23 protein-coding genes and 1 pseudogene are annotated in these 23831 nt (G+C 73.0%); 14 read left to right on the top strand and 10 right to left on the bottom strand.

Translation table 11 applies throughout. The annotated features are described in order from the left end of the window. Nucleotides 1–64: 64 nt before the first annotated feature. From paaA to paaE, 5 genes are read left to right on the top strand one after another with little or no spacing between them, the layout of a single operon-like run. Complete coding sequence (paaA, locus tag Sru02f_RS22435) at nt 65–1051, top strand: 1,2-phenylacetyl-CoA epoxidase subunit PaaA (RefSeq protein WP_109032561.1); 987 nt, start codon at nt 65–67, stop codon at nt 1049–1051. Continuing rightward, nucleotides 1048–1359 carry a 1,2-phenylacetyl-CoA epoxidase subunit PaaB gene (paaB, locus tag Sru02f_RS22430; RefSeq protein ID WP_109032232.1) on the top strand — a complete coding sequence of 104 codons (312 nt, stop codon included), beginning with the start codon at nt 1048–1050 and terminating at the stop codon, nt 1357–1359. Before paaA ends, paaB begins: the two co-directional genes overlap by 4 nt. A 9-nt stretch (nt 1360–1368) precedes the next feature. Further along, nucleotides 1369–2196, top strand: a complete 828-nt coding sequence (gene paaC, locus Sru02f_RS22425; RefSeq protein ID WP_109032233.1) for a 1,2-phenylacetyl-CoA epoxidase subunit PaaC — start codon at nt 1369–1371, stop codon at nt 2194–2196. Next, nucleotides 2190–2705, top strand: coding sequence for a 1,2-phenylacetyl-CoA epoxidase subunit PaaD (gene paaD, locus Sru02f_RS22420; RefSeq protein ID WP_167469548.1), 516 nt, complete (start codon nt 2190–2192; stop codon nt 2703–2705). The genes paaC and paaD overlap by 7 nt, the downstream gene beginning before the upstream one ends. Continuing rightward, on the top strand, nt 2705–3811 hold the full coding sequence (gene paaE, locus Sru02f_RS22415) for a 1,2-phenylacetyl-CoA epoxidase subunit PaaE (RefSeq protein ID WP_109032234.1): 1107 nt from the start codon (nt 2705–2707) through the stop codon (nt 3809–3811). The genes paaD and paaE overlap by 1 nt, the downstream gene beginning before the upstream one ends. Before the next feature lie 28 nt (nt 3812–3839). Here paaE and Sru02f_RS22410 read toward each other — a convergent pair whose 3' ends face one another. Continuing rightward, nucleotides 3840–5057: an alginate lyase family protein gene (locus Sru02f_RS22410; RefSeq protein WP_109032235.1), complete on the bottom strand. Its 1218-nt coding sequence runs from the start codon at nt 5055–5057 to the stop codon at nt 3840–3842. A gap of 256 nt (nt 5058–5313) precedes the next feature. Between Sru02f_RS22410 and Sru02f_RS22405 the strand changes: the two genes are divergently transcribed. Further along, complete coding sequence (locus tag Sru02f_RS22405) at nt 5314–6792, top strand: DUF6351 family protein (RefSeq protein WP_109032236.1); 1479 nt, start codon at nt 5314–5316, stop codon at nt 6790–6792. 33 nt (nt 6793–6825) lie between these two features. On the opposite strand, the pseudogene Sru02f_RS22400 reads toward Sru02f_RS22405, so the two are convergent. Both Sru02f_RS22400 and Sru02f_RS22395 read right to left on the bottom strand, forming a co-directional pair. Next, nucleotides 6826–7577, bottom strand: a pseudogene (locus tag Sru02f_RS22400) (aminoglycoside phosphotransferase family protein). 189 nt (nt 7578–7766) lie between these two features. Then, nucleotides 7767–8930, bottom strand: a complete 1164-nt coding sequence (locus Sru02f_RS22395) for an MFS transporter (RefSeq protein ID WP_109032237.1) — start codon at nt 8928–8930, stop codon at nt 7767–7769. A 38-nt stretch (nt 8931–8968) separates the two neighbouring features. Here Sru02f_RS22395 and Sru02f_RS22390 point away from each other — a divergent pair, with 38 nt between their 5' ends. Next, nucleotides 8969–9592, top strand: coding sequence for a CGNR zinc finger domain-containing protein (locus tag Sru02f_RS22390; RefSeq protein ID WP_109032238.1), 624 nt, complete (start codon nt 8969–8971; stop codon nt 9590–9592). Here the strand turns inward: Sru02f_RS22390 and Sru02f_RS22385 are convergent, their stop codons facing one another. Next, on the bottom strand, nt 9593–10168 hold the full coding sequence (locus Sru02f_RS22385; protein ID WP_109032239.1) for a tellurite resistance TerB family protein: 576 nt from the start codon (nt 10166–10168) through the stop codon (nt 9593–9595). 179 nt (nt 10169–10347) lie between these two features. Here Sru02f_RS22385 and Sru02f_RS22380 point away from each other — a divergent pair, with 179 nt between their 5' ends. Further along, nucleotides 10348–10800, top strand: a complete 453-nt coding sequence (locus Sru02f_RS22380) for a GtrA family protein (RefSeq protein ID WP_244941851.1) — start codon at nt 10348–10350, stop codon at nt 10798–10800. A gap of 118 nt (nt 10801–10918) precedes the next feature. Beyond that, entirely contained in the window at nt 10919–11326 is a 408-nt protein-coding gene (locus tag Sru02f_RS22375) for a RidA family protein (RefSeq protein ID WP_109032240.1), read from the top strand. Nucleotides 11327–11371: 45 nt separating this feature from the next. Here Sru02f_RS22375 and Sru02f_RS22370 read toward each other — a convergent pair whose 3' ends face one another. From Sru02f_RS22370 to Sru02f_RS22350, 5 genes are all read right to left on the bottom strand, one after another. Further along, nucleotides 11372–12265, bottom strand: a complete 894-nt coding sequence (locus tag Sru02f_RS22370; RefSeq protein WP_167469549.1) for a Gfo/Idh/MocA family protein — start codon at nt 12263–12265, stop codon at nt 11372–11374. A gap of 87 nt (nt 12266–12352) precedes the next feature. Further along, nucleotides 12353–13555 carry an ROK family transcriptional regulator gene (locus Sru02f_RS22365; protein ID WP_174855109.1) on the bottom strand — a complete coding sequence of 401 codons (1203 nt, stop codon included), beginning with the start codon at nt 13553–13555 and terminating at the stop codon, nt 12353–12355. A gap of 18 nt (nt 13556–13573) precedes the next feature. Continuing rightward, nucleotides 13574–14458, bottom strand: coding sequence for a carbohydrate ABC transporter permease (locus tag Sru02f_RS22360; protein ID WP_109032242.1), 885 nt, complete (start codon nt 14456–14458; stop codon nt 13574–13576). Then, the gene (locus Sru02f_RS22355; protein ID WP_109032243.1) at nt 14455–15486 is read right to left on the bottom strand and encodes a carbohydrate ABC transporter permease; all 1032 of its coding nucleotides are present in this window, start codon (nt 15484–15486) and stop codon (nt 14455–14457) included. Before Sru02f_RS22355 ends, Sru02f_RS22360 begins: the two co-directional genes overlap by 4 nt. 33 nt (nt 15487–15519) lie before the next feature. After that, the gene (locus tag Sru02f_RS22350; RefSeq protein WP_109032244.1) at nt 15520–16923 is read right to left on the bottom strand and encodes an ABC transporter substrate-binding protein; all 1404 of its coding nucleotides are present in this window, start codon (nt 16921–16923) and stop codon (nt 15520–15522) included. A gap of 205 nt (nt 16924–17128) precedes the next feature. Here Sru02f_RS22350 and Sru02f_RS22345 point away from each other — a divergent pair, with 205 nt between their 5' ends. Genes Sru02f_RS22345 through Sru02f_RS22330 form a run of 4 tightly spaced genes read left to right on the top strand, consistent with a single transcriptional unit; the run spans nt 17129 to nt 22309 of the window. Further along, nucleotides 17129–18175 (top strand): zinc-dependent alcohol dehydrogenase, encoded by a 1047-nt coding sequence (locus tag Sru02f_RS22345; protein WP_174855110.1) that lies wholly within the window; start codon nt 17129–17131, stop codon nt 18173–18175. A gap of 26 nt (nt 18176–18201) precedes the next feature. Further along, nucleotides 18202–19014 (top strand): sugar phosphate isomerase/epimerase family protein, encoded by an 813-nt coding sequence (locus Sru02f_RS22340; protein ID WP_109032246.1) that lies wholly within the window; start codon nt 18202–18204, stop codon nt 19012–19014. Then, on the top strand, nt 19011–20375 hold the full coding sequence (locus Sru02f_RS22335) for an MGH1-like glycoside hydrolase domain-containing protein (protein ID WP_109032247.1): 1365 nt from the start codon (nt 19011–19013) through the stop codon (nt 20373–20375). The genes Sru02f_RS22340 and Sru02f_RS22335 overlap by 4 nt, the downstream gene beginning before the upstream one ends. Next, nucleotides 20372–22309 carry an amylo-alpha-1,6-glucosidase gene (locus Sru02f_RS22330; RefSeq protein ID WP_109032248.1) on the top strand — a complete coding sequence of 646 codons (1938 nt, stop codon included), beginning with the start codon at nt 20372–20374 and terminating at the stop codon, nt 22307–22309. The genes Sru02f_RS22335 and Sru02f_RS22330 overlap by 4 nt, the downstream gene beginning before the upstream one ends. 5 nt (nt 22310–22314) lie before the next feature. On the opposite strand, the gene Sru02f_RS22325 is transcribed toward Sru02f_RS22330, so the two are convergent. Then, nucleotides 22315–22758 carry a hypothetical protein gene (locus Sru02f_RS22325; RefSeq protein WP_109032566.1) on the bottom strand — a complete coding sequence of 148 codons (444 nt, stop codon included), beginning with the start codon at nt 22756–22758 and terminating at the stop codon, nt 22315–22317. A gap of 136 nt (nt 22759–22894) precedes the next feature. On the opposite strand from Sru02f_RS22325, the gene Sru02f_RS22320 reads away from it, so the two are divergent. After that, nucleotides 22895–23824: a GNAT family N-acetyltransferase gene (locus Sru02f_RS22320; RefSeq protein ID WP_109032249.1), complete on the top strand. Its 930-nt coding sequence runs from the start codon at nt 22895–22897 to the stop codon at nt 23822–23824. Nucleotides 23825–23831: the final 7 nt, after the last annotated feature.

The raw sequence follows: 23831 nt of genomic DNA, 5'->3' as shown, positions 1-23831 counted from the left end.
GCCCGGCGCACGGAAACACGTCACACTGATACCGAACGAATGGTCGGTTGGGAAGCTGGTGACGATGACCACGACACACGCCGCCGAGGCGCCGCCCCCGGACGCGCCGGACGGGCTCCAGGAGCACTTCGACGCGACGATCGCGCGCGACCAGCGCATCGAGCCGCGGGACTGGATGCCCGACGGCTACCGAAAGACGCTGGTACGGCAGATCGCCCAGCACGCGCACTCGGAGATCATCGGCATGCAGCCCGAGGGCGAGTGGATCACCCGCGCCCCGTCGCTGCGCCGCAAGGCGATCCTGTTCGCCAAGGTGCAGGACGAGGCCGGGCACGGGCTGTACCTGTACTCGGCGGCCGAGACGCTCGGCGCGGACCGCGACGACCTCACCGAGCGGCTGATCGAGGGGCGCCAGAAGTACTCGTCGATCTTCAACTACCCGACCCTGAGCTTCGCCGACGTCGGAGTGATCGGCTGGTTCGTGGACGGCGCCGCGATCTGCAACCAGGTGCCACTGTGCCGCAGCTCCTACGGGCCCTACGCGCGCGCGATGGTGCGCATCTGCAAGGAGGAGTCCTTCCACCAGCGGCAGGGCTACGAGCTGCTGATGACGATGATGCGCGGCACCGACGCCCAGCGCGAGATGGTCCAGGACGCGGTGAACCGCTGGTGGTGGCCGTCGCTGATGATGTTCGGCCCGCCCGACGACGCCTCGCCCAACTCGGCGCGGTCGATGGCCTGGAAGATCAAGCGGCACAGCAACGACGAACTGCGCCGCCGCTTCGTCGACATGACCGTCCCGCAGGCCGAGAAGCTCGGCGTCACCCTGCCCGACCCGGAGCTGCGCTGGAACGAGGAGGCCGGGCACCACGACTTCGGCACCCCCGACTGGGACGAGCTGATGCGCGTCATCAAGGGCGACGGCCCCTGCAACGACCGGCGGATGGAGCGGCGGCGCACCGCCCACGAGGAGGGCGCCTGGGTGCGCGAGGCGGCCACCGCCCACGCCGCCAAACAGGCCGCCCGCACGGAGAAGGGAGCGGCGGCATGACCCCCGAGACGGCCCGGAAGCCCGACAGGCGGGGCTGGCCGCTGTACGAGGTGTTCGTGCGCGGCAAGCGCGGCCTCAACCACGTCCACGTCGGCTCGCTGCACGCCGCCGACGACGCCATGGCGCTCACCCACGCCCGCGACCTCTACACCCGGCGCAACGAGGGCGTGAGCATCTGGGTGGTGCGCTCCGAGCACATCACCGCCTCCACCCGCGACGAGAAGGACCCCTTCTTCGCCCCCAGCGCCGACAAGGTCTACCGCCACCCGACCTTCTACGACATCCCCGACGACGTCCCGCACATCTAGGAGCAGGGCATGAGTGACGACCACGTCTACCTCACCCTGGCCGAGGGGCACGAGGACGACACCCGCTGGGCCTACGGCACCGGCTTCGAGGACCCGCTGCACGGCGTCGACACCACCGTGCCCGAGGGCGTCGACGCCGCAGCGCTGGCCGCCGAGTGCGTCGCGCTCGCCGACGACGCCCTGGTCAGCGCCCAGCGGCTCGCCGAGTGGGTCACCCGCGCGCCCGAGCTGGAGGAGGAGGTGGCGCTGGCCAACATCGGCCTCGACCTCCTCGGCCAGGCCCGCCTGCTCTACTCGCGCGCCGGTCAGGCCGACGGCACCGGCCGCGGCGAGGACGCGTACGCCTACTTTCGCGACGCCGGCGACTTCCGCAACGTCCGCCTGGCCGAACTCCCGGGCGGCGACTTCGCGTTCGCCGTCGTGCGGCTGCTGGTCCTCTCCAGCTGGCGCCTGGCCCACTTCCGGCGGCTGGAGACACACCCCGACCCGGTGCTCGCGGCGGTCGCCGCCAAGGGCGTCAAGGAGCTGACCTACCACCGGCAGTACGCCGCCGAGTGGTGCGTGCGCCTGGGCGACGGCACCGACGAGTCGCACCGCCGGATGCGCGCCGCACTGGACGAGATCGCCCCGTACCTGGGCGAGCTGCACACGGCGTACGACGTCCGGGACGAGGTCGCCGACGACCTGCGCCAGGTCACGGAGGCCGCCGGGCTGCCCCTGCCCGTGTACCGGCCGCTGCCCGGCTCGGGCCGGGCCGGCGAGCACACCGAACACCTGGCGCCGCTCCTGACCGAGCTGCAGGGCGTCGCCCGCGCCCACCCGGGGGCGACATGGTGAGCCGGGACCCCGCACTCCTGGACGCGCGCCGCGCCCGGCACGTCGCCGAGCAGGTGCCCGACCCCGAGCTGCCCATGCTGACCCTCGCCGACCTCGGCGTGCTGCGCGACGTCGAGGTGGACGGGGACGGCACCGTGGTCGCCAGCCTGACCCCCACCTACTCGGGCTGCCCGGCCATGGCCGAGATGCGGGCGGACGTCGCCGCGCGGCTGCGCGCGGCGGGCTACCCGCGCGTGGAGATCCGCACCGTCCTGGACCCGCCGTGGACCAGCGACTGGATCACCGAGTCCGGCCGCGGCAAGCTCGCCGAGCACGGGATCGCCCCGCCCGGCGCCGCGCCCCGCGGCCCGGTCTCCCTGGTGCTGTCGCCCACCCGGCCCGCGGTGCCCTGTCCCCGCTGCGGCTCGGTGGACACCGAGGAGACCTCCCGCTTCGCCGCCACGTCCTGCAAGGCGCTGTGGCGCTGCCGGGCCTGCCGCGAGCCGTTCGAGTACGTCAAGGAGATCTGATGGCCCCGACCGCCCCCGTCCCGGCGGCCCCGGTGCGCACCCGCCGCCGGCCCGCCTTCCACCGTCTGCGCGTCGCGGCCGTCGAGCGGCTGTGCGCGGACGCGGCGGCCGTGAGTTTCGAGATCCCCGACGAGCTGGCCGGGGAGTTCGTCTTCGCGCCCGGCCAGTCGCTCACCCTGCGGCGCGAGGTGGACGGCCGGGACGAGCGCCGCTCCTACTCGATCTGCGCACCGGCCGGTTCGGCGCCGCGCATCGGGGTCCGCGTGGTGCCGGGCGGACTGTTCTCGGCGTGGCTGGTCGACGAGGTGCGTCCGGGCGACACCGTCGAGGTGATGGCGCCCACCGGCCTCTTCACGCCCGACCTGACCACCCCCGGCCACCACGTCCTGGTCGCGGCCGGTTCGGGCATCACGCCCATGGTCTCCATCGCCGAGTCGGTGCTCGCCGCCGACGACCGCTCCACCGTCACCCTCTTCTACGGCAACCGCCGCACGGACACGGTGATGTTCGCCGACGAGCTGGCCGACCTGAAGGACCTCCACCCGACCCGCTTCCACCTCGCCCACGTGCTCTCCCGCGAGCCCCGCGAGGCCGAGGTGCTCTCCGGCCGCCTGGACGCCGGACGGCTCGCGGCGCTCGTCGGCTCCCTGGTGGACGTGGAGCGGGCAGATCACTGGTGGCTGTGCGGACCGCAGGGCATGGTGGCCGACGCCCAGCAGGTCCTGGCCGGCCTCGGCGTCCCGGCGGAGCGCGTCCACCGGGAGCTGTTCTACGCCGACGACGAGCCCGTGCGGGAGGTGCGCCACGAGGAGAGCGGCCCCGAAGGACCCGTCAGCGAGGTCACCATCACCCTGGACGGCCGCTCGACGACCGCCTCGCTCTCCCGGGAGCGGTCGGTGCTCGACGGGGCCCAGCAGACCCGCCCCGACCTGCCCTTCGCCTGCAAGGGCGGGGTCTGCGGGACCTGCCGGGCCCTGGTCACCGACGGCAGTGTCGACATGCGCCGCAACTACGCGCTGGAAACCGCCGAGGTCGACGCGGGCTACGTCCTGACCTGCCAGTCGTACCCGGTCTCCGAGAAGCTGACCGTGGACTACGACAGCTGACCGGGCGTCGGCCCGCGTCAGACAGGCCCTACGCGGGGTTGTCGCCGTGGGTGAGGGTCTCCCAGGCGACGAAGAGGTTGTTCGTGCCGGAGGGGCGGGTGCGCTCGGTCAGGGCCTGGGTGTTGGTCATGGCGAACCCGAGGCGGTTGTGCAGGGCGTTGTAGCCGACCTCGGTCACCGGGCCCAGGCCGAGATCCACCTCGCCCCCGCACAGCCAGCTCGGCACGGCGGCGCCCTGCTGGTACTTGGCCTGGAAGCCGAGCGCCTGCCGCAGTCGCTCGCCGACGTCGGTGCCGTACAGGTCCTGGCCCTGGATCCGGCTGGTCTCGGCGACGTGCGAGACGGACGAGATGCCGTACCCGGTGTGGGTGAAGTCCCGGCAGGTCTCCTGGGTGAGGCCGGTGACGAAGGTGGACTGGCCCTGCCAGTACTTGACGATCTTGTCCCGGGTGTCGAGGTGCTGGCTCGGCACGGTCTTCGGCAGCTCTCCGTCGGAGTTCAGGTACACGTACGCGGCCGTGCGGGTGCGGAACCTGGCCATGGCCTTGTCGTAGGAGGCCTTGTCCTCCAGGAAGACGGAGATGCCGACGGCGGCCTCCGTCATCGTCAGCTCCCAGTTGCCGTTGGAGTTGGAGCCGTTGATGATCTCGGGCAGGTAGACGTCGCGGAGCATGGTGGCGAAGCGGCCGGAGTTCGCCCAGGTGCCGCCGTACGTGTACTTGATGATCTCGGCGGCCTTGGGCCAGGAGGACCCGGCCCACCCGGTCTGCAGCGGCGCGTTGCTGTTGGTGTGGTCCCGGAGCACGGCGGACCAGGCGTCCATCAGCTCGATGGACTTGCGAGCGTACCTCTCGTCCCGAGTGAAGTACCAGGCCAGCGCGTTGGTGTAGGCCGCGATCGCGTCCTCGCGCTCGTCGGTGCAGCCGTAGTTCGGGTTGGAGTAGGAACCGCACTCGACCACCGCGCGGGGCTTCGGGGTGCGGTTCAGGTCGGCGTACCGGCTCGCCATCATCTGGTCGAAGGCGCCCTTCCAGGGCTGGGCCCCGGCGTCGACCTTGGCGCGGGCGAAGTCGAGTTGACCCTGGGAGACGGTGACTCCGGGGTGCGTGAACGCGGCCGGTGCGGCGTCCGCGCGGGGGATGGCCGAGCCGGGCCCGGTCAACAGGGCGCCGGTGAGCGCGGCGGTGAGGGTGGCGAGGAGGACGGCGCGGGATCTGCGGTGCCGGCGCGGGGGAGCAGAGGACATGTGGGGGGTCCATCCGTTCGTGTATGTGAACGTTGAGTGTTGTTCTGAACGTTCGACTGGGCGGTGACGATAGGTAGAGACCAATGGGGCGTCAAGAGGCCACGCAGGAACGCGCGGAGTTCCGGGCGAGCGCGGCTCGGCGAACACTATGAACGCAACGGCCGAAGGGGTGGCTCCGGATCGGGGGGATTCCTAACATCCCCGCTCGCAGCGCAACTTCGCGCCGGCCCGCAGCAGCACGTACAGGAGCCGCACCTTGACCACACCCCCCGCTCCCGCGCACGACACCCGGCCCACCCACCGCAGAAGCCGCCCGGCGGTGGTGGCCGCCGCGCTCGCCGCCGTCTTCCTCGGCACCCTCGGCAACGTCTCCGCCGCCCCCGCCCGGGAGGCCGGAGAGCCCACGGCCGGACAGCCGTCGGTCGCCGACTGCCCGCCCGCCCTCGCGGAAAAGGCCACCTGCTACACCGGCCAGGACGCGGACGGCGCCTACTACACGATGGCCGTGCCCCACCGCTGGAACGGCTCCCTCGTCGTGCACGCGCACGGCGGCCCCGACCTCGGCGACGCCTCGGACCCCGCACGCAGCACCGAGGACCTGGAACGCTGGGCGGTGATGGTCGACCAGGGATACGCCTGGGCCGCCTCCTCCTACCGGCGCGGCGGCTACGGGGCCCGCATGGCGGCCGCCGACACCGACAACGTGCGCCGCCTGTTCACCGACCGGTTCGGCCGGCCCGAACACACCTACCTGCACGGCCAGTCCTGGGGCGGGAACGTCGCCGCCAAGGTCGCCGAGACCTACGGCCGGCGCCCCGGCGCCTACGACGGTGTGCTGCTGACCAACGGCGTGCTAGGCGGCGGTTCGCGCGGCTACGACTACCGCGTGGACCTGCGGGTGGTCTACCAGTACTACTGCCACAACCACCCGCGCCCCACCGAGCCGCAGTACCCGCTGTGGCAGGGCCTGCGTCCCGGCTCCACGATGACGACCGCGGGGCTGCGCGCCCGGCTCCAGGAGTGCACGGGCTACGCCTCCGAACCGGCGGACCGGACCCGGGCGCAGCAGCGCAACCTCGACGACATCCTCGCCGTCACCGGCATCCCCGAGCGCACCCTGGAATCCCATCTGCGGTTCGCCACCTTCACGTTCCGGGACATCGTGACCAACCGGCTCGGCGGGCGGAACCCCTGGAGCAACCGGGGAGTGCGCTACTCGGGTTCGCACGACGACAAGGCGCTGAACGCGGGCGTCGAGCGCTTCTCGGTCGACCCCACCGCACGGCGCGACCTGTCCTGGGACAGCGACCTCACCGGCCGGGTCTCCCTGCCCGTCCTCACCCTGCACGCCATCGACGACCCGACGGCGTTCGTGGAGCACGAGGCGGCCTACCGCGCCACCCTCCGCGGTGCCGGCCGGGACCGGAACCTCGTCCAGACCTTCACACGGGAACACGAGCACAGCTCCCTGAGCGACTCCGAGTACGCCACCTCGATCTCCGCGCTGGACTCCTGGGTGCGCACCGGCCGCAGGCCGAGCCCGCGCTCGATCGCCGACTCCTGTCCCGCCTTCGACGCCAGGTACGCGGAGGGTTGTCTCTACGACCCCGGCTTCCATCCCGCTCCGTACGCCGCCCGGGTGCGGCCCCGGCCGGGCGGTCTTGCCTGGCCCGCCATGACGGCCGCGCAGGAGCGGGCGTGGAGCAGGATCGAGGGTGTGGGGATCGCGCCGTAGGCAGGTGGACCCGGCGGAGGGCGGCGCGCTGCCCTAGCGGCCCTCCGCCTCCGCCAGTACCGCCCGGATCACGTGCCGGGCGTTGCCCGCCATCGCGGGGTTGGTCTTGCGGTAGTACGGCAGGGCGATCAGAGCCTGGGACAGGGTGCGGCCCCGGCCGCGCCGCCAGGTCGCGTCGTCCACGCCGAGCGCCTCGCGGAAGACCCTCCTCGCGCCGGGCGGCAGCAGATTCCACGCCGGGAAGAGGTCGCAGGCCGGATCGCCCACCCCCATGCAGCCGAAGTCGATCACCGCGGACAGCCTGCCTCCGCTCACCAGCAGATTGCCCGGCATCAGGTCCGCGTGCAGCCAACCGGGCGGCCCCTCCCAGCCGGCGCGAGCAGCGCGTCCTGCCACACGGCGGTCAGCGCGTCGCAGTCGACGTCCTCTTCGGGGAGGGCGCGCAGTTCGTCGAGCGCGGCCCGCGTCGGCGTGTCGAGCGTGGTGAGCGGTCCACCGCGGTACGCCTTCGGCGCGTCGGGCAGGGAGATGCCGCGCATCGCCGCCACGAAGGCGGCCAGATCCTCCGCCAGCCGCACGGGATCGGTCAGCGCTCCCGCCTCGGGGATCTCCCCGGGCAGCCACCGGTAGACCGACCAGGGCCAGGGGTACCCGTCGCCCGGCACTCCTTCCGCCAGCACCTCGGGCACCGCGGTGGGCAGCAGGGGCGACAGCCGCGGCAGCCACGCCCGCTCCGTCGCCACGTCCGCCGCGCCGCCCGCGATCAGCGGCAGCCGTACGACCATGTCCTCGCCCAGCCGGTACATCGCGTTGACCGTGCCGCCGGAGGGGAAGCGTTCGACGGGCAGGCCCGACCAGCGCGGGAACTGCCCGTCGACCAGGCTCCGTACCAGACGGTCGTCGACGCGGCACCGGTCCGGATGCGTCTGCCCTGAACTCATGGCCCTCATCCGACCCTTCGACGCGGACGGCCGTCAAACCCTTTCCCGGCCGAGGGCCAGCGCCCCGCCCGCCGCCGTCCCCGCCGCCAGCGCCAGCGTGCCCGGCAGGGACCACGTGGCGAGGGGTCCTGCGACGGCCACGCCCAGGGCGAACGCGGTGATCTTGAGGCTCGCCCCGGTGGTGAAGACCTGGCCCCGCAGATGCTCCGGGGCCTCCCGGTGGCGTACCGCGAACAGCGCGGTGAGCTGGGGGCCCTCGCCGACGCCGAGGAGAAGCACGGCGACCACCAGCGCCACCGGCAGGCCCGTCGCCGCCAGCGCCAGCGCGACCGCCTGGACCAGGGCTCCCGCCCGGACGACCCTGTCGGGGGCGAGGGCGAGCGGACGTCGTGCGAGGACGGCGTTGGCCGCCAGGGCGGACACCGCCGCGCCGGAGAACAGCAGAACGCCGTGCCCGGCCGCGCCGAGCCACTGTGCGCCGAGGAGCGGAACGCAGGCCGTCAGCATGCCCTGGGCGGCGCAGGAGGCGACCGAGGTGAAGGTCGCCCGGGCCAGGAGCGGGCGCCGCAGGACGATCCGGAACCCGGCGGCGAGGGCGCCGGTCACCGGGGCCGGCCGGGTGTCCCGGTCCGGGGCGCCGCGTGCGGGCAACCGCCAGGCGGCGGGCACGGCCGCCGTGATCAGGGCCGCGGAGACCGCGACCGCCGAGGGGGCTCCCAGCAGTACGGCCACACCCCCGGCCAGGGCCGGACCGGCCAGGCTCGCCACGCCGAAGGTCATCGCGTCCAGGGCGTTGGCCCGGGGCAGCCGCGCGTCCACCGCCACGTGGGGGAGTTGGGCGGTCCAGCCGCCCGACAGTGCCGGGCCCAGCAGCCCCGTGAGCACCGCGAGCGGGAGGGTGCAGGTCATGGGGAGGCGGCCGAGCCCGGCGAGGATCACCAGCAGCCCCGCCGCGTACAGGGCGAGCGCGCCCGCCAGCAGGCGACCCGGTCGCCGCGCCCGGTCCAGGAGCGCCCCGAGCAGCGGTCCGCCGACCGCGGCGGAGACCGTGATGCCCGCGAGCAGCGCCGACGCGTCGGTCGTCGAACCGGTGACGGCGAGGCCCGCCAGCAGCAGCGCCGGTCCGGACATCTCGTCCCCGGCGCGCGCCGCCGTCGCCGCGGTCAGATAGAAGCGTAGTGAGTAACCCTTCGGCACCAGGAAGACGTTACGGAGGTAACTCAAAACTCCGCAATATGCGTTACATTCGGCCCGTGCCCATTCCTCACGGCGCCGATGCGGACGCCGGCGTCCACGACCCCGACTGGTCCACGAGACACTCCGTACTGTCCACGGCGCGGCGCACCGCCGCCCTGGTCAACGTGCTCGCCGGGGGCCCTTCCGGGGTCGGCGGGGGCCCCGCCCCCGACGCGGTCGCCGAGGTGCTGCGCGCCTACGGCGAGAAGGAGCCCCTCGACCTCACCGCCCGTGACGTGGAGGGGATGCGCGAGGCCGCCGCCCTGCTGCGGGACGTCTTCGCGGCGGAGTCCGCCGACGCCGCCGCGCACGTCCTGAACCGCCTCCTCGGCGCACACACGGGGCGCCTGCGCCTGACGTCCCACGGGGGCGGAACTCCTTGGCACCCGCACCTCGACCGTGCCGACGACGCACCCTGGCCGGAGTGGTTCCTGGCCTCGTCCTGCCTGGCGTTGACGGTCCTGGTCTGGGACCGCCAACGCCCACCCGGCAGGAGCTGCGCCTCCGGTAGCTGCCGGAACGTCTTCATCGCCCAGGGCAGCGGTCCGGAACGCCGCTACTGCTCACGTCGCTGCGCGACCCGGGAGCGGGTAGCGGCGCACCGGCGCCGGGCCGACGGGTGATCAGACGCCGAACTCCGAGGGCGGGATGTTCAGCGCGGTGCACGCCTCGCGGATCGCGTACTGCTCGGACGGCTCGAAGGATCCGTCGGCCCCGGCGACCACCATGCCGGTCTGCACGACCGCACGGGCCTCCGCGGGCTTCTTGGCGGCCTTGGCGATGACCTGGAGTGCCTCGGCCTTCCCCTGCTCGAAGTTGGCGAGGAGCCGGTCCACGTGCTGGTTGAACCGCTGGCGGAGCTGGTCCGCCGGGAAGTTCTGCAGCACCTCGTTGGAGACGATCAGCTCCTCCACGCGCTGCCGCTCGGCCGGCTCCACCCGGCCGTCCGCGGCGGCGACCAGCGCGCACATGGCCATGCTGGCGTCCCGGTAGGCGCCGCTCTTCAGCTCGTTCTTGGCCGAGGCGAGCTGGGACTTGAACATCCCGATCAGCTGGGCCTTGGAACCGCCGGAGGACGAGCCCGACCTGCCGCCCCCCGCGGGTCCGTGCGAGCCCTGGCCGGATCCGCTCGCTCCCCGAGTGCCCTGGGACTGCTGGAAGGTCTTGGCCTGGTCCTTGATCTTGTCCCACATCGCCACTCGTGCCACCTCGGCTTCTGTCGCTGTCCATCGGTCTGTCCCCGGCCGCGATTTCCCGCGGTCACCACGATGAACGCGGCCGGGAACCACAGGGTTCCCGATGGGCAAAGAAAAGGCAAAGCGCCTGGTGGTGTCGTAGTACGCTGCGCCACCGGGGAGTTCGTCGACGGATCGGACGGGTGGGGCGCGCGGTGTGGTCGCGGGAGGTCGGCTGGTTCGTCGCGATCGGCGTCGCGTCGACCGCGGGCCAGGCGCTCCTCTACTGGGGGCTGCGTCCGTGGTCGCCCCCGGCGGTCGCCAACCTGGTCTCGCTCCTCGTCCTGACGGTGCTGAACACCGAGGCGAACCGGCGGCTGACGTTCCGGCACGCCGCCACCACACCGGCCCGCGCGCACCTCGCAGCGGGCGGCCTCTTCCTGCTCGGCTACCTGGTCACCTCGGGTGCCGTGCTGTGGTTCACGCACCGGCGGCCCGACGCCTCGCCCGCCGCCGAGACCGCGGTCCTCGCCACCACGTCCGTCGCCGTCACCGTCGTACGCTTCCTCGTCCTGCGACTGGCCGTCTTCCGCACCGCGCGTCAAGTGCCGAAGCGGCCGCGCGAGGCCTCCCCGCGTCGTCGGGCGAGCCGTTGAACCGCTGGGTCACCATCGGGTGCCCCAGTCACTGAAAAGTGCGTTCTTCCATGTCGGCGGTCACTCTCTTACGGTTCCCGGGTAACCACAAGAGAGCACATGCAAGGAGACCGACGTCATGGCCATCACCCTGTTGAACCCCGGCGGGCTGCCCGAGATCGACGTCTACCGACAGGTGTCGATCGCGTCCGGATCGAAGCTGGTCTTCGTCGCCGGGCAGGTCGCCTGGGACGCCGACGGCGTCACGGTCGGCGAAGGGGACCTGGCGGCGCAGGCCGAGCAGTGCTACCTCAACGTCGCCACCGCCCTGGCCGCGGCCGGTGCCTCCTTCGCGGACGTCGCCAAGCTGAACGTCCACGTCGTCGACTGGACGCCGGACAAGATGCCCCTCCTGCTGGAGGGGATCGAGCGGGCTGCCGCCCGGCTGGGAGTGACCCCGGCCGCGCCGGCCACCCTGCTGGGCATCGCGGCACTGGACGTGCCCGAGCATCTGGTCGAGGTCGAGGCCACGGCCGTCCTCGACTGACCCCTTCCCGGCCCCGGCCGGCCGTACGCGACCTCCTGGCCCCTCCTAGCCGTGCACGGCCCGGTCGAGGAGGCTCTGCAGGTACAGGCCGCGTCCGGCGTCGACCGGCGTCGGCTTACGGGTGCGGACGGCCGTGGCGAAGTCGCGGCGCAGGACGGGCCAGCACTCCTCGTGGTCGAGGCCGGCCGTGTCGTACACCAGGGGCTCGCCCGTGCCGAACAGTTCGACGCGGGTCAGCGCGCGGGGGACGGCCACGGAACCGGACAGCGAGGCCTGGCTCACGGCGCCGTTCTCGTGCTCGCAGGTCAACTCCACCCAGCGGCGCGGGTCGCCCGTGGCATGGACGGCGGCGACCGGGCCGACCGCGGCGTCCAGCAGGTCGAGCAGATGGGGACCCAGGTCGAGCAGGGCGCCGTGCTCCAGACGCCAGCCGGTGGCGAACTCCCCCTCCAGGAAAGCCCCGTGGAGGTAGCAGGAGCGCGCCCCGACCGCGTCGAAGGAACGGGCGGCCTCCAGGAAGGCCCGGGTGGCCGGGTGGTAGCGCTTGGTCAGTACGAGCTGGGAGACGACCCCGGCCTCGGCGACCGCGTCGGCCACCCGGCGGGCCGCGGTCAGGTCGGGCCCGAGCGGCTTCTCCAGCAACAGGTCCTTGCCCCGTTTCGCCGCCAGCGGTGCCAGCTCGGCCTGGACGGCGGGCGGCACGGCGAACGCCACGGCCTCGCAGTGGTCCAGCAACTCCTCGAAGTCGGCGGCGACATGGGCGGCGTAGGGGGCGGCGGTCTCGCGGGCGGCCTCGGTACGGCGGGCCCAGACCGCGGCGAGCCGGGTCTCGGGACCGGCGGCCAGCACCCGGGCGTGCATGGCGCGGGCCCACGGGCCGGCACCCACGAGCCCGACCTCGACGGGCCGGTCGGTCCAGGGGGCGGGGGCAGTGGTCACGGCGTTCCTGTCTTCGAAGGTCTTCCGGCGATCCGCCGGGAACAGCGGGCGGCGGTCATGAGGCGAGGCGGTCACGTGGCGAGGCGGTCATGAGGCGAGGCGTTCCAGCCGGGCGTCGGCGCCGGCGGGGGAGTAGAGGTGCTCCACGACCATGGCGGCGGCCCCGACGAGCCCGGCGTGGTCGCCGAGCCGTGAGGTGACGACCTGGAGGTTGGCGGTCGCGCGGGGCATCGCCCGCTGGTAGACCAACTCCCGCACCCCGGTGAGGAAGGGCACCCCGGCCAGCTCTCCGGCGATCATGAGGACCCCCGGATTGAGCAGGGTCACGACGGTCACCAGGACCTCGCCCACCCGCCGTCCCGCCTCGCGGGCCAGCCGGACCGCGTCCGGGTGCCCCTCGTTGAGCAGCCGCCTGACATCGCGTCCGGACGCCGTGTCCTGGCCTAGGGCGGCCAGTTCCCCGGCGATCGCCCGCCCACTGGCCACGGCCGCGAGACAGCCGTGGGAGCCGCACATGCACAGCGCGTCGGACCGGTCGTGCAGGCGGATGTGCCCGATGTCGCCCGCCCCGCCGTCGATGCCGCGGTAGAGGCGGTCCCCGATGACGACCCCCGCGCCGATGCCGGTGGACACCTTCAGGAGCACGAAGGAGGCGCAGTCCCGGTGGTTGGCCTGGTGTTCGGCCAGCGCCATCAGGTTGGCGTCGTTGTCCACCAGGACCGGCACGGCCTCGGCGGCCGCCGGGTCCAGGCCCAGGCGGGACGCGTACGCCTCCTGCAGCCGCTCCCGGATGGGGTAGCGGTCCCAGCCGGGCATGATGGGCGGCTCGATCACCCGCCCGGACTCCCAGTCGACCGGCCCGGGCACGGACAGGCCGATGCCCGCCACGTGGGACGCCGGGACACCGGCCGCGGCGATCAGGTCGGGGAACCAGTCGGCCAGCCCCGCCAGGACGCGGTCGGGGCCGGCACCGACGTCCATCGGGCCGGTGTGCTCGGCCAGGATGTTGCCGGCCAGGTCGAGCACCGCGGCGCGGGCGTGCCGGGTCTCCAGGTCGAAGGCGATGACCGAGGCGTGGCCGGGATCGAAGGCGATCCGGTGCGAGGGGCGTCCGCCGGTGGAGGTGCCCGTGCTGTGGCGCAGCCACCCGGCACGGTTGAGCAGGTCGAGGCGCTGTCCGACGGTGGAGCGGGACAGCCCGGTCGCCTGCTGGAGGTCGGCCCGCGTGTTGGCGCGGCCGCTGCGGATCAGGTGCAGCAGTTCGCCGGCGCTGGCCTGACTTGACGTCATCATGGAGTCCCCCACGGCTCAACTCTTGTCGGCGCCGCTGGTCAGCCCCTCGGTGAGCAGGCGTTCGGCGGCGAAGAACAGAAGTACCACGGGGATCGTGAGGATCACGGAACCGGCCATGAGGACGGTCTTGGGCACCTCGATGCCGTTGGAGAGCTGGGCCAGCCCCAGGGAGACGGTCCACTCGCCGGGGTCGGCGGCCAGGAACAGCAGCGCGAAGAGGAACTCGTTCCAGGCGATCATGAAGACGTACAGGCCGGTCGCCATCAGCGAGGGCAGGGCCAGCGGCAGGATCACCTTGCGCACGGTCTGCAGGCGGGAGCAGCCGTCGAGCGCCGCCGCCTCCTCGATGGAGGCGGGGATGGTGACGAGGTAGTTCTTCAGCATGTAGATCGACACCGGCACGGTCTGCGCGACGTACACGACGGCGAGACCGACCAGGCTGGAGGAGAGACCGATCTTCGCGAAGATCACGAAGAGCGGCACGGCCAGCAGCGTCGCCGGGAACAGGTAGACGGCCAGGAAGAGCGCGCTGACCTGGCGGTGACCGAAGAACTTCAGCCGGCTCACCGCGTAGGCGCCGGGCACGGCGGCCACCAGGGTCAGCACCACCGTGCCGAGCGAGACCAGCGCGGAGTTGAGCAGGAACCTCAGGAAGCCCTGGCCGCCGTCGTCGGTGGAGCGCAGCACGTCGCGGTAGGTGGAGAGGGTGAAGTCCTTGGCCGAGACCCAGAGCGAGCCGGGGTCGAGCAGGAGCGCGTCGATGGGCTTCAGCGACAGCAGCACCATGTAGTAGAACGGCAGAAGGGTGATCACGGCCAGGAACGCGATGACGATCCAGCGCGCGACGCCGAAGAACCTCTCCTCGAACCGGGCCCGGGTCAGGGCGGTCTTGCCACTCACGCTTCCTCCTGGACCTTGTTGCCGAAGAACTTGAAGTAGAAGCCCAGCAGGATCATCAGCGAGAGGGCCAGGACGAGCGCCTGCGCGGCCGCCGCTCCCACGTCGTAGCGGGCGGTGAGGAAGTCGTACACGCGCACGGCGGCCACGTCGGTGCCGGCGCCGCCGCCGGTGAGCAGGTAGACGTCGTCGAACTTGTTGAACGTCATGATGAAGCGCAGCACGCACAGCAGCGCGATCACCGGCATCAGCTGGGGCAGCAGCACGTGCCGGAACCGCTGGGTCGGCGTGGCGCCGTCGACCAGCGCGGCCTCCTCCAGCGTGTCGGGCACCGCCTGCAACCGCGCCAGGATGAACAGGAAGGCGAAGGGGAAGTACCGCCAGCACTCGAAGACGATGACCGTCAGCAGCGCCAGCGGGACGTCGAAGTGCAGGCCCAGCAGGTCGACCTCGTACTGGCGGGTGGACAGGAAGGCGATCGGGTCGTCCCAGCCGAACAGCCGCCGGCCCCAGTCGTTGACCACGCCGTACTGCGGGCTGAGCGCCACCTCCCAGACGAAGGCCACGGCGACGACCGGCGCGACGTACGGGAGCAGCATCGCCGCGCGCAGCAGCCCGCGCCCCTTGAAGGGCTTGCGCAGGGCGAGCGCGGCCACCAGGCCGAGGAGCACGGAGCCGAGGGTGGCGCCCGCCGTGTACAGCAGGGTGGTGCCGAGGCTCGACCAGAAGCCGGCCGAGTCGAAGACCTGCGAGAAGTTGTCCAGGGACCAGTTGCCGAACAGGCCCATGCCCTGGATGTCGACGAGCCTGGCCTTCTGGAAGGCCAGCAGCACGGTCCAGGCGATGGGCAGCACGACCACCACGAGGACGACGAGGAAGGTGGGGGAGACGAACGCGAGTCCCGCGCGGTTGGCGCGCCGGCTCGCGGTGAGCGGGCGACGGCCCGCGGAGGCGGACCGCTCCCCGGACGGGTCCGTGGTCCGGCGGCTGGTGTCCCGGCGCTGCGGCGCGCCGGCTGGGGCTGTGGGCATGAGAGACCTTCGTGATGTGCAGGCGGCGGGCGGCTACTGAAGGGACTTCTTGAGGGCGGCGACCTCTTCGTCGGCGTCGCGCGCCGCCTCGGACGGCGAGCTCTGACCGCTGGTCATGGCGCCGATGGCCTTCGGCACGGGCAGCTCGCCGTTGGTGGCGCCGACGAGCGCGCCCTCGCCCTGGGTGATGCCCCAGCGGCGCATGTTGCTGACACCGTCGGCGAGCTGGTCCAGCAGGGACGTGGGGAAGACCTCGTCCAGGGGCTTGCGGGTGTCCACGCCGATGTCACTGTGCCGCCAGGCGTCCAGGTAGCGCTCGGGTTCGGCGGGCGTGCCCTTGCGGACCGGGATCTTGCCCTCGGGTGCCATGCCGAACCAGGACTCGTAGCCGGTGCCCATCATGTACTCGATGAACTCGCGGGACGCCGCCGTCTCGGCCGTCTTGGTCGTCACCCACGAGGTGATCTCGCCGAACTGGGCCGCCTCCTCGGCGTCGGGACCCTGCATGGCGGTGACGATGCCGCTGTTGTCCGACAGGTAGCCCGGGTCCTTCGCGCACTGTGGGCAGCTGGGCAGGGCGTCCTTGCGCAGCCCGGCGAGTTCGTCGAGCAGGAACGAGGACCAGATGACCATGGAGGACCGTCCGGCGAAGTAGGTGGCACGGGTGGAGTCCACGGTCTGGGTGCCCGGGGCGCCGTAGGTGCGGGCCAGCTGGTCGTAGGTGCGGAAGGCCTCCTCGCAGCGCGGGGAGTCGAGGGCGACCTCGTGCCGGTCGTCGACCAGTTGGCAGTCGTTGGCCAGGGCGAGGCTCTCGAAGCTCTGGGAGGTGAAGGCGTCGCTGGGGTCGGTGGCCGCCGAGATGCCGTCGTGGCCCTTGGTGGTGAGCGCCTTGGCGGCGGCCAGCGCCTTCGCGTACGTGTCGGGGGCGGGCAGGCCCTGCTGCCCGAACCGGTCCTTGCGGTAGACCAGCAACTGGAGCCAGGCGTCGGAGGGCACACCGAGGGTGGTGCCGCCGTCGGAGGTCAGCTGCAGCGCGTTGGCGTTGAAGGTGTCGCGCCCCAGGCCGTCCACGATCCGCTTCGGGATGTCGGTGTTCAGCAGGCCGTTGCTGTACATCTGCCAGACCTGGCCCATCGGCGCGGCGCCGATGACGTCGGGCAGGGTCCCCGAGGCCGCCGCCGACATGATGAGCTGCGGCATCTGCTTCTCGTCGACCCCGACGAGTTTCACCTTGACGCCGGTCTTCTTCTCGAACCCGTCGATGACCTTCTGCGTCGCGGCGACGCGGTCGGGCAGGTTCTCCTGCGACCAGACCGTGATCTCACGGTCCGGCCTGCCGGGCCCGGTGCTGCTCGCGCAGCCCGAGAGCAACCCGATTCCCAAGGCTGCCGTGACGCCGACCGCGGTCGTCCTCGACCGCAGGGTCCTGATGCGCATTGAGTGTCCTCGTTCCGCTTACGTCTGCTCGCCACGCATCACAGCATCACTTTTGCTTGTTGACAAGACATAAGTTGCGGATATTGTCGACGCAACCGCATCAGCAACCCTTCCGGAGCCGTCCGTGTCATCCGTGCCGCCCGTGCCGCCCGTGCCGTCCACGCCGTCCGTACCGACGGTGCCGTCCGTGCCGTCCGCGTCGTCCGTGGAGCGCGTCGTCCAGTTCACCGGACCTCGCCAGGTGGAGGTGGCCGAGCACACCCGGGCCGAACTTCCCCCCGGCCACCTGCGGGTCCGCACCCGCTACTCGGGCATCTCGGCCGGCACCGAGCTGACCGCCTACCGCGGCACCAACCCGTACCTGACCCGGACCTGGGACCCCGAGGCGCGCCTGTTCCGCGACGGCGCACCCGGCATCGAGTACCCGGTGGCCGGCTGGGGCTACTCCGAGGTCGGCGAGGTCGTCGAGGTCTCCCCGGAACTGGCCGGCACCCCGGGCCTGCCGGTCCCCGGCGACCTGGTGTGGGGCATCTGGGGCCACCGCAGCGAGGGCATCGTCCCCGCCGAGCGCATGGTCGGCCACACCCTGCCGGCCGGACTCGAACCGCTGGCCGGGGCCTTCGCCCGGGTCGGCGCCATCGCGTACAACGCGGTCCTGGCCGGTGACATCCACCTCGGCGAGGACGTCGCCGTGTTCGGGCAGGGTGTCATCGGCCTGCTCACCACCCGGCTCGCCCGGCTCAGCGGCGCCCGCGTCACCGCCGTCGACGCCCTCGACGGCCGCCTGGAGACCGCGAAGCTGTACGGCGCCCAGCACACCCTCAACGCCCGCACCGACGCCGTCGCCGAACGCGTCCGGGAGGCCACCGGCGGCCTCGGCGCCGACCTCGCCATCGAGATCAGCGGCGCCTACCCGGCCCTGCACGAGGCGCTGCGCTCGGTCGCGGCCGGGGGCCGGGTGGTGGCCTCCGGCTTCTACCAGGGCGACGGCATCGGTCTTCGCCTCGGCGACGAGTTCCACCACAACCGGGTCCAGCTGATCTGCTCCCAGATCGGCGGCGTCCCGCCCCAGCTGTCCAACCGCTGGAGCGTCGAACGCCTCCAGCAGACCTTCCTGCGCCTGGTCGCCGAGGGTCAGGTGGACGTCGACTCGCTGGTGAGCCACGTCGTCCCCGTCGCCGACGCCGCCGACGCCTACGTACTGCTGGACGAGCGGCCCGCCGAGGCGCTGCAGGTCGTCCTGGAATTCTGAGAGCCCCGAAAGGCAGAGGCACCCCCATGCTCAAGACCGCCCTCAAGACCGCCGTCCAGGAACAACTCCTGCCCGAAGGCACCCTCCAGGCCAAGTGGGACTTCGCCCAGCAGGCCGGCTACGAGGCGATCGAACTGCGCGGCAAGGGCGACTTCCACTTCGCCTCCCGGCGCGAGGAACTGCGGCAGGCCCACAAGGACGGCGTCGTCATGCCGACCGTCTGCGTCGACATGCTGCACTTCCTCGGCGCCTTCGACGAGGAGCTGCGCCGCGACGCCGTCGCCCAGATGAAGTCCCAGCTCACCGTGATCGCCGAGATCGGCGGCGTGGGCGCCCAGACCCCCGCCTCGTACGGCATGTTCTCCCGGCGCCTGCCGCCCTTCGAACCGCCGCGCACCGAGGAGGAGGACCGCGAGGTGCTCCTCGCCGGGCTCACCGAACTCGGCGAGCACGCCCGCCGGGAGGGCGTCACGCTCTTCCTGGAGCCGCTCAACCGCTACGAGGACCACATGGTCAACCGGCTCGACCAGGCCGCCGACCTGATCCGCGCCGTCGGTCTCGACTCGGTCCGGATCGGCATCGACAGCTACCACATGAACATCGAGGAGACCGACCCCGCCGCCGCGATCGTCGCCCACGCCGACGTCATCGGCCACGCCCAGGTCTCCGACTCCAACCGCTTCCAGCCCGGCGCCGGCCACCTCGACTGGCCCGCCTGGCTCGGCGCCCTGCACACCGTCGGCTACGACGGCCACCTCGCCCTCGAATGCCGGCTGACCGGCGACCCCGTCCAGGCCGTGCGCTCCGTCCCCGCCTTCCTCAAGAGGTCGGGCGCGTGAACTCCCCCCTGGACCTCCTGGACCGGCCCGCGCCCACCGCGCCCGCGGACCTGACCCTGCGGCGCGGTGCGGCGCGGGTCCTCATCGACAACTGGACCGGCGCCTCCACCGTCCCCTCCCGCACCCTCTACCCGCACCAGTGGAGCTGGGACTCCGCCTTCGTCGCCATCGGACAGCGCCACCTCTCGGTGCGCCGCGCCCAGCGGGAACTGGAGTCCCTGCTGGCCGCCCAGTGGGCCGACGGACGCGTGCCCCACATCGTCTTCAACCCCGCCCTGCCGCACGACGCCTACTTCCCGAGTCCCGACTTCTGGCAGTCCTCCACGGCGGGCCGGGCGGCCGGCGCCCCCTCGGCCGTCGAGACCTCCGGCATCGTCCAGCCGCCCGTGCACGCCCTGGCCGCCTGGCTCGTCCACCGGGCCGACCCGGCCGAGTCCCGGCGCCGCGGCTTCCTCGCCCGCGTCCACCCGAGGCTCGCCGCCTGGCACGACTACCTGCTCGGCCGCCGCGACCTCGGCGGGGGCGGCCTCGCGGCCGTCGTCCACCCGTGGGAACCCGGCATGGACAACAGCCCGAGCTGGGACCGGGCCCTGAAGCGGGTCGAACCCAGCCCGCCCGACACCTTCCGGCGCGCCGACCTGGATCACGGCCACCCCGCCGACCGGCCCACCGACCTCGACTACGGCCGGTACGTCCGGCTGGCCACCGAGTACCGGGAGGCGGGCTACGACGACCGCGTCGTACGGCACCGGTTCGCCGTGGAGGACCCGGCCTTCAACGCGCTGCTGATCGTGAGCGAACTGGCCCTGGCCGCGATGGCACGCGAACTGGGCCTGCCCGGGCGGCGGCACACCGAGCGGGCCGCCGAGCTGACCCGGGCGCTGGTGGACCGGCTCTGGGACGAGCGGGCCGGCCTGTTCCGCGTGCGCGACCTGCACACCGGGGAACCGGTCGACGAGCGGACCGTCAGCGGCCTGATCCCGCTCCTCGTCCCGGAGTTGCCCGAGGACGTCGTCCGGCGCCTGCACACCACGCTCACCGGACCGCGCTTCAGCGCCCCGGCCACGCACCTGGTCCCCAGCTACGACCTGACCGGCCACGCCTTCGACCCCACCCGGTACTGGCGCGGGCCGGCCTGGTTCAACACCGCCTGGCTGATCGAGCGGGGACTGCGCACCCACGGCTTCCACCCGGACGCCGAGCGCCTGCGCACCGGCTTCCTCACGGAGGCGGGACGCTCCGGGTTCGCCGAGTACGTCGACCCCGCCACCGGCGCGGCCCGCGGCACCCGGCACTTCTCCTGGACCGCGGCCCTCACCCTCGACCTGCTGAGCACCGACCCGAAGGAGGCCGGACCATGACCGCGGCCGACCCCCGCGTCCAACTGGTGCGCGACGCCACCTTCGTCCGCCTCCGGGCCGACGGCGACATCAGCGGCACCCGCGGATCGGCACCCGACGGGCTGTTCCTCCAGGACGCCCGGCACCTCAGCCGCTGGCACCTCGCCGTCGACGGGACCGCCCCCACCGCGCTGGTACCCGTCACGCCGGAGACCGACGACACGGCCGCCGGTGCACTGACCCCCGAGGGCACCCGGGACAACCCGCCCGCGTACACCGTCTTCCGGCGCCAGGGCGTCACCGCCGGCACGTTCACCGAACACCTGAGCCTGGTCAGCAACCGTCCCGACGCCGTGACGGCCCGCCTCGACCTCACCGTCGACGCGGACTTCGCCGACCTCTTCGAACTCCGCGCCGACGACCGCCACTACGCCAAGCCCGGCGCGGAGTACGACAGTCGCGACACCGCCGACGGAGTGCTCTTCAGCTACCGCAGAGCCGACTGGCACGCGCGGACGGAAATCACCTGCGATCCCGCCCCGGACACGGTGGCCGCGGCACCGGCCCGGCCGGGCGACACCGCCCGGATCCTCACCTGGCACCTGCCCCTCGACGCGCACGGACGGGCCGACCTTCGGCTGACCGTCCGCGCCCGCCCGCACGGACGCACCCGGCCGCCCGTCCCCGCTTCCGCCCCCACCGCCGTACGACGCCCCGAACGGGTCGACGGCGCGGCGGAAGACCTGACCCGCGCCTGCGAACGCGGTCTCGCCGACATCGACCTGCTGACCATCCCGGTCCCCGGCGTCGACGGCGAGGACGTGCGCGTCCCGGCCGCCGGCATCCCGTGGTTCCTCACCCTGTTCGGCCGCGACTCCCTGCTGACCGCCTACTTCCTGCTGCCGTACCGGCCCGCGACGGCCGCCGCCGTCCTCAGCGCGCTCGCCGCCACCCAGGGCCGGCGGCACGACCCGTTCAGCGGTGAGCAGCCCGGACGCATCGTCCACGAGACCCGGCACGGCGAACTCGCCCACTTCCGGCAGGTCCCGTACGGCCGGTACTACGGCGCCGTCGACGCCACCCCGCTCTTCCTCGTCCTGCTCCACGCCCACCACGAGGCGACCGGTGACCGGACCCTGGCGGAGCGCCTGGAACGGCACGCCCGGCGGGCCGTGGACTGGATGCTCACCGACGGCGGCCTGGAGCGGCACGGGTACCTCGTGTACGAGCCCGACCCGGGCGGGCTGGTCAACCAGAACTGGAAGGACTCGGCCGGCGCCGTCTGCTTCCGCGACGGCACCCAGGCCGAGGGGCCCGTCGCCGTCTGCGAGGCGCAGGGGTACGCCTACGACGCACTCCTGCGCACCGCCCAACTCGCCGACGACGTCTGGCGGGACGAGGCGTACGCCCGCCGGCTGCGGGAGAGCGCCGCCCGGCTGCGGGACCGGTTCACGGCGGACTTCTGGATGGCCGACGCCGACTTCCCCGCCCTGGCGCTGGACGGCGACGGCCGCCAGGTCGACGCGCTGGCCTCGGACGCCGGGCATCTGCTGTGGTCGGACATCCTCGACCCGGAGCGCTCCCGCCGGGTGGGCCGGCGACTCCTCGAGCCGGACTTCTTCTCCGGCTGGGCGATCCGGACCCTCGCCGCCGGGCAGCGGCCGTACCACCCGCTGTCGTACCACAGGGGCAGTGCCTGGCCGCACGACAACGCGGTCGTCGTCCTCGGCCTGGCCAGGCAGGGCCTGGCGGCGGAGGTGCGCACCGTCGCGGAGGGACTCGTCGCGGCGGCGGCCCGTCACGGCCACCGGCTGCCCGAGGTCCTCGCCGGATACGACCGCTCGGCGACCGCCGCACCCGTTCCCTACCCCCACTCCTGCTCGCCGCAGGCCTGGGCCGCCGCCACCCCGCTGGCCCTGCGGACGGCGCTGGGGCCACAACCGCTCGGTTCCTGACCGGCCTACTGCGACGCCGGCCGGGCGCGGCCCCGGCCCGGGGCACCGTCGTGACGGCGGCAGCCCGCGTCGTGCCGCGCGCCGAGCGAGGTCCACCACCGTTCGCAGCAGTCCTCGGGCAGCGGGACGCGGGCGGCGGCCGGGCGGGCGCACTCCGGGCCGTGCACGACACCGTCGGAGTGCCGCCAGAACGCGCAGCACGGCTCGAGACCGTGCGCGAACGGATCCGCCTGCCCGGCCGGCCGGGCCAGCAGCTCGGCCCGCCGGGCCAGGACGACCCTGCGCCGGTGCTCGGCGCCCTCACGGGCGGCGCACCAGGCAAACACGGCAGCGGTGTACAGGCCGGGCAGGGCGAGCCAGGAGTGGCGGGTGGCCGCGTACGCGGCGGCGGCGACAAGGAGCACGGCGGCGGCACGGCAGGCGCGGGCGGTGCGCAGGCTCGGCGTCACAGGGGACTCCCGTGGGTCGGCGGGGGAGAGGGCCTCGGTCATCCGTATGCCCCCGGTTCGCCGTCGTACGTCACTCCGTCGCCTCCGGCGGATAATCCGTTGCGGTCACCCGCCGCCGTGCCCGACTCTGCTCCTCATGTCCACCGCCGACCTGCGACCGGCCACCCTCGCCGACGCCCCCGCCATCACCGCCCTCCTCAACGAGATAGACCGGATCGAGATCGGCCGCCCCGAGACCGACCAGCACACCGTCGAAGCCGACCTGAAGCACCAGCAGACGGATCTGACCCAGGACTCGTGGCTCGCCTTCGACGGCGACCTGCCGGTGGCGTACGGGCTGCTGTGGGACGAGTCCGGCGGGGAGCGGATCGACATCGACCACTACGTGCTGCCCGACCACCAGCGGACCGGGCTGCGCATGCTGGTGGCCATGGAGACCCGCGCCCTGGCCAAGGCACGGGCCAACGGCGCGGAGCGCGCCGTGGTGCACCTGCACCTCAACACCCGGCCCACGACCGACACCGCGCTCCTCGCCGAGCGCGGCTGGAGCGTCGTGCGCACCCACCACGTACTGCGCCGCGCACTGGACCCGGCGGCCGACGTTTCGCCCCAGGCCCCGGCGGGCGTACGGGTGCGGGCCTGTGCCACGGAGGCGGACCGCGTCCGGGTGCACGAGCTGTACCAGCGGACGTTCGCCCAGCACTTCGACTTCCAGCCGCGCCCGTACCGGCTGTGGCTGGACGACATCGACGCCGCGGGCCTCGACTGGTCCCTGGTGTGGATCGCCGAGACCGACGACCTGGGGGACGCCGGGTTCCTGCTCGCCCGGGACGACCGCGAGGCCATGGGCTGGATCCGGAGCATCGGCGTACTGCGCGAGGCCCGGGGCCGAGGTGTGGGCGGGTTCCTGCTGCGCCACGCCTTCGCGGCCTTCGCCGCACGGGGCCGGGACACGGTGGGCCTCGGTGTCGACACCGCGAACGCGACGGGCGCCCCGCGGCTGTACGGCCGCAACGGCATGACCGTCCACTTCGCCGTCGACACCTGGGAGGCCGTGCTCGCTTGACGGCTGA

This window comes from Streptomyces rubrogriseus (assembly GCF_027947575.1).
GTDB classification, from domain to species: domain Bacteria; phylum Actinomycetota; class Actinomycetes; order Streptomycetales; family Streptomycetaceae; genus Streptomyces; species Streptomyces rubrogriseus.
Note: the sequence above shows the minus strand (reverse complement) of the source record. Positions and strands in the feature narration are given on the sequence as shown.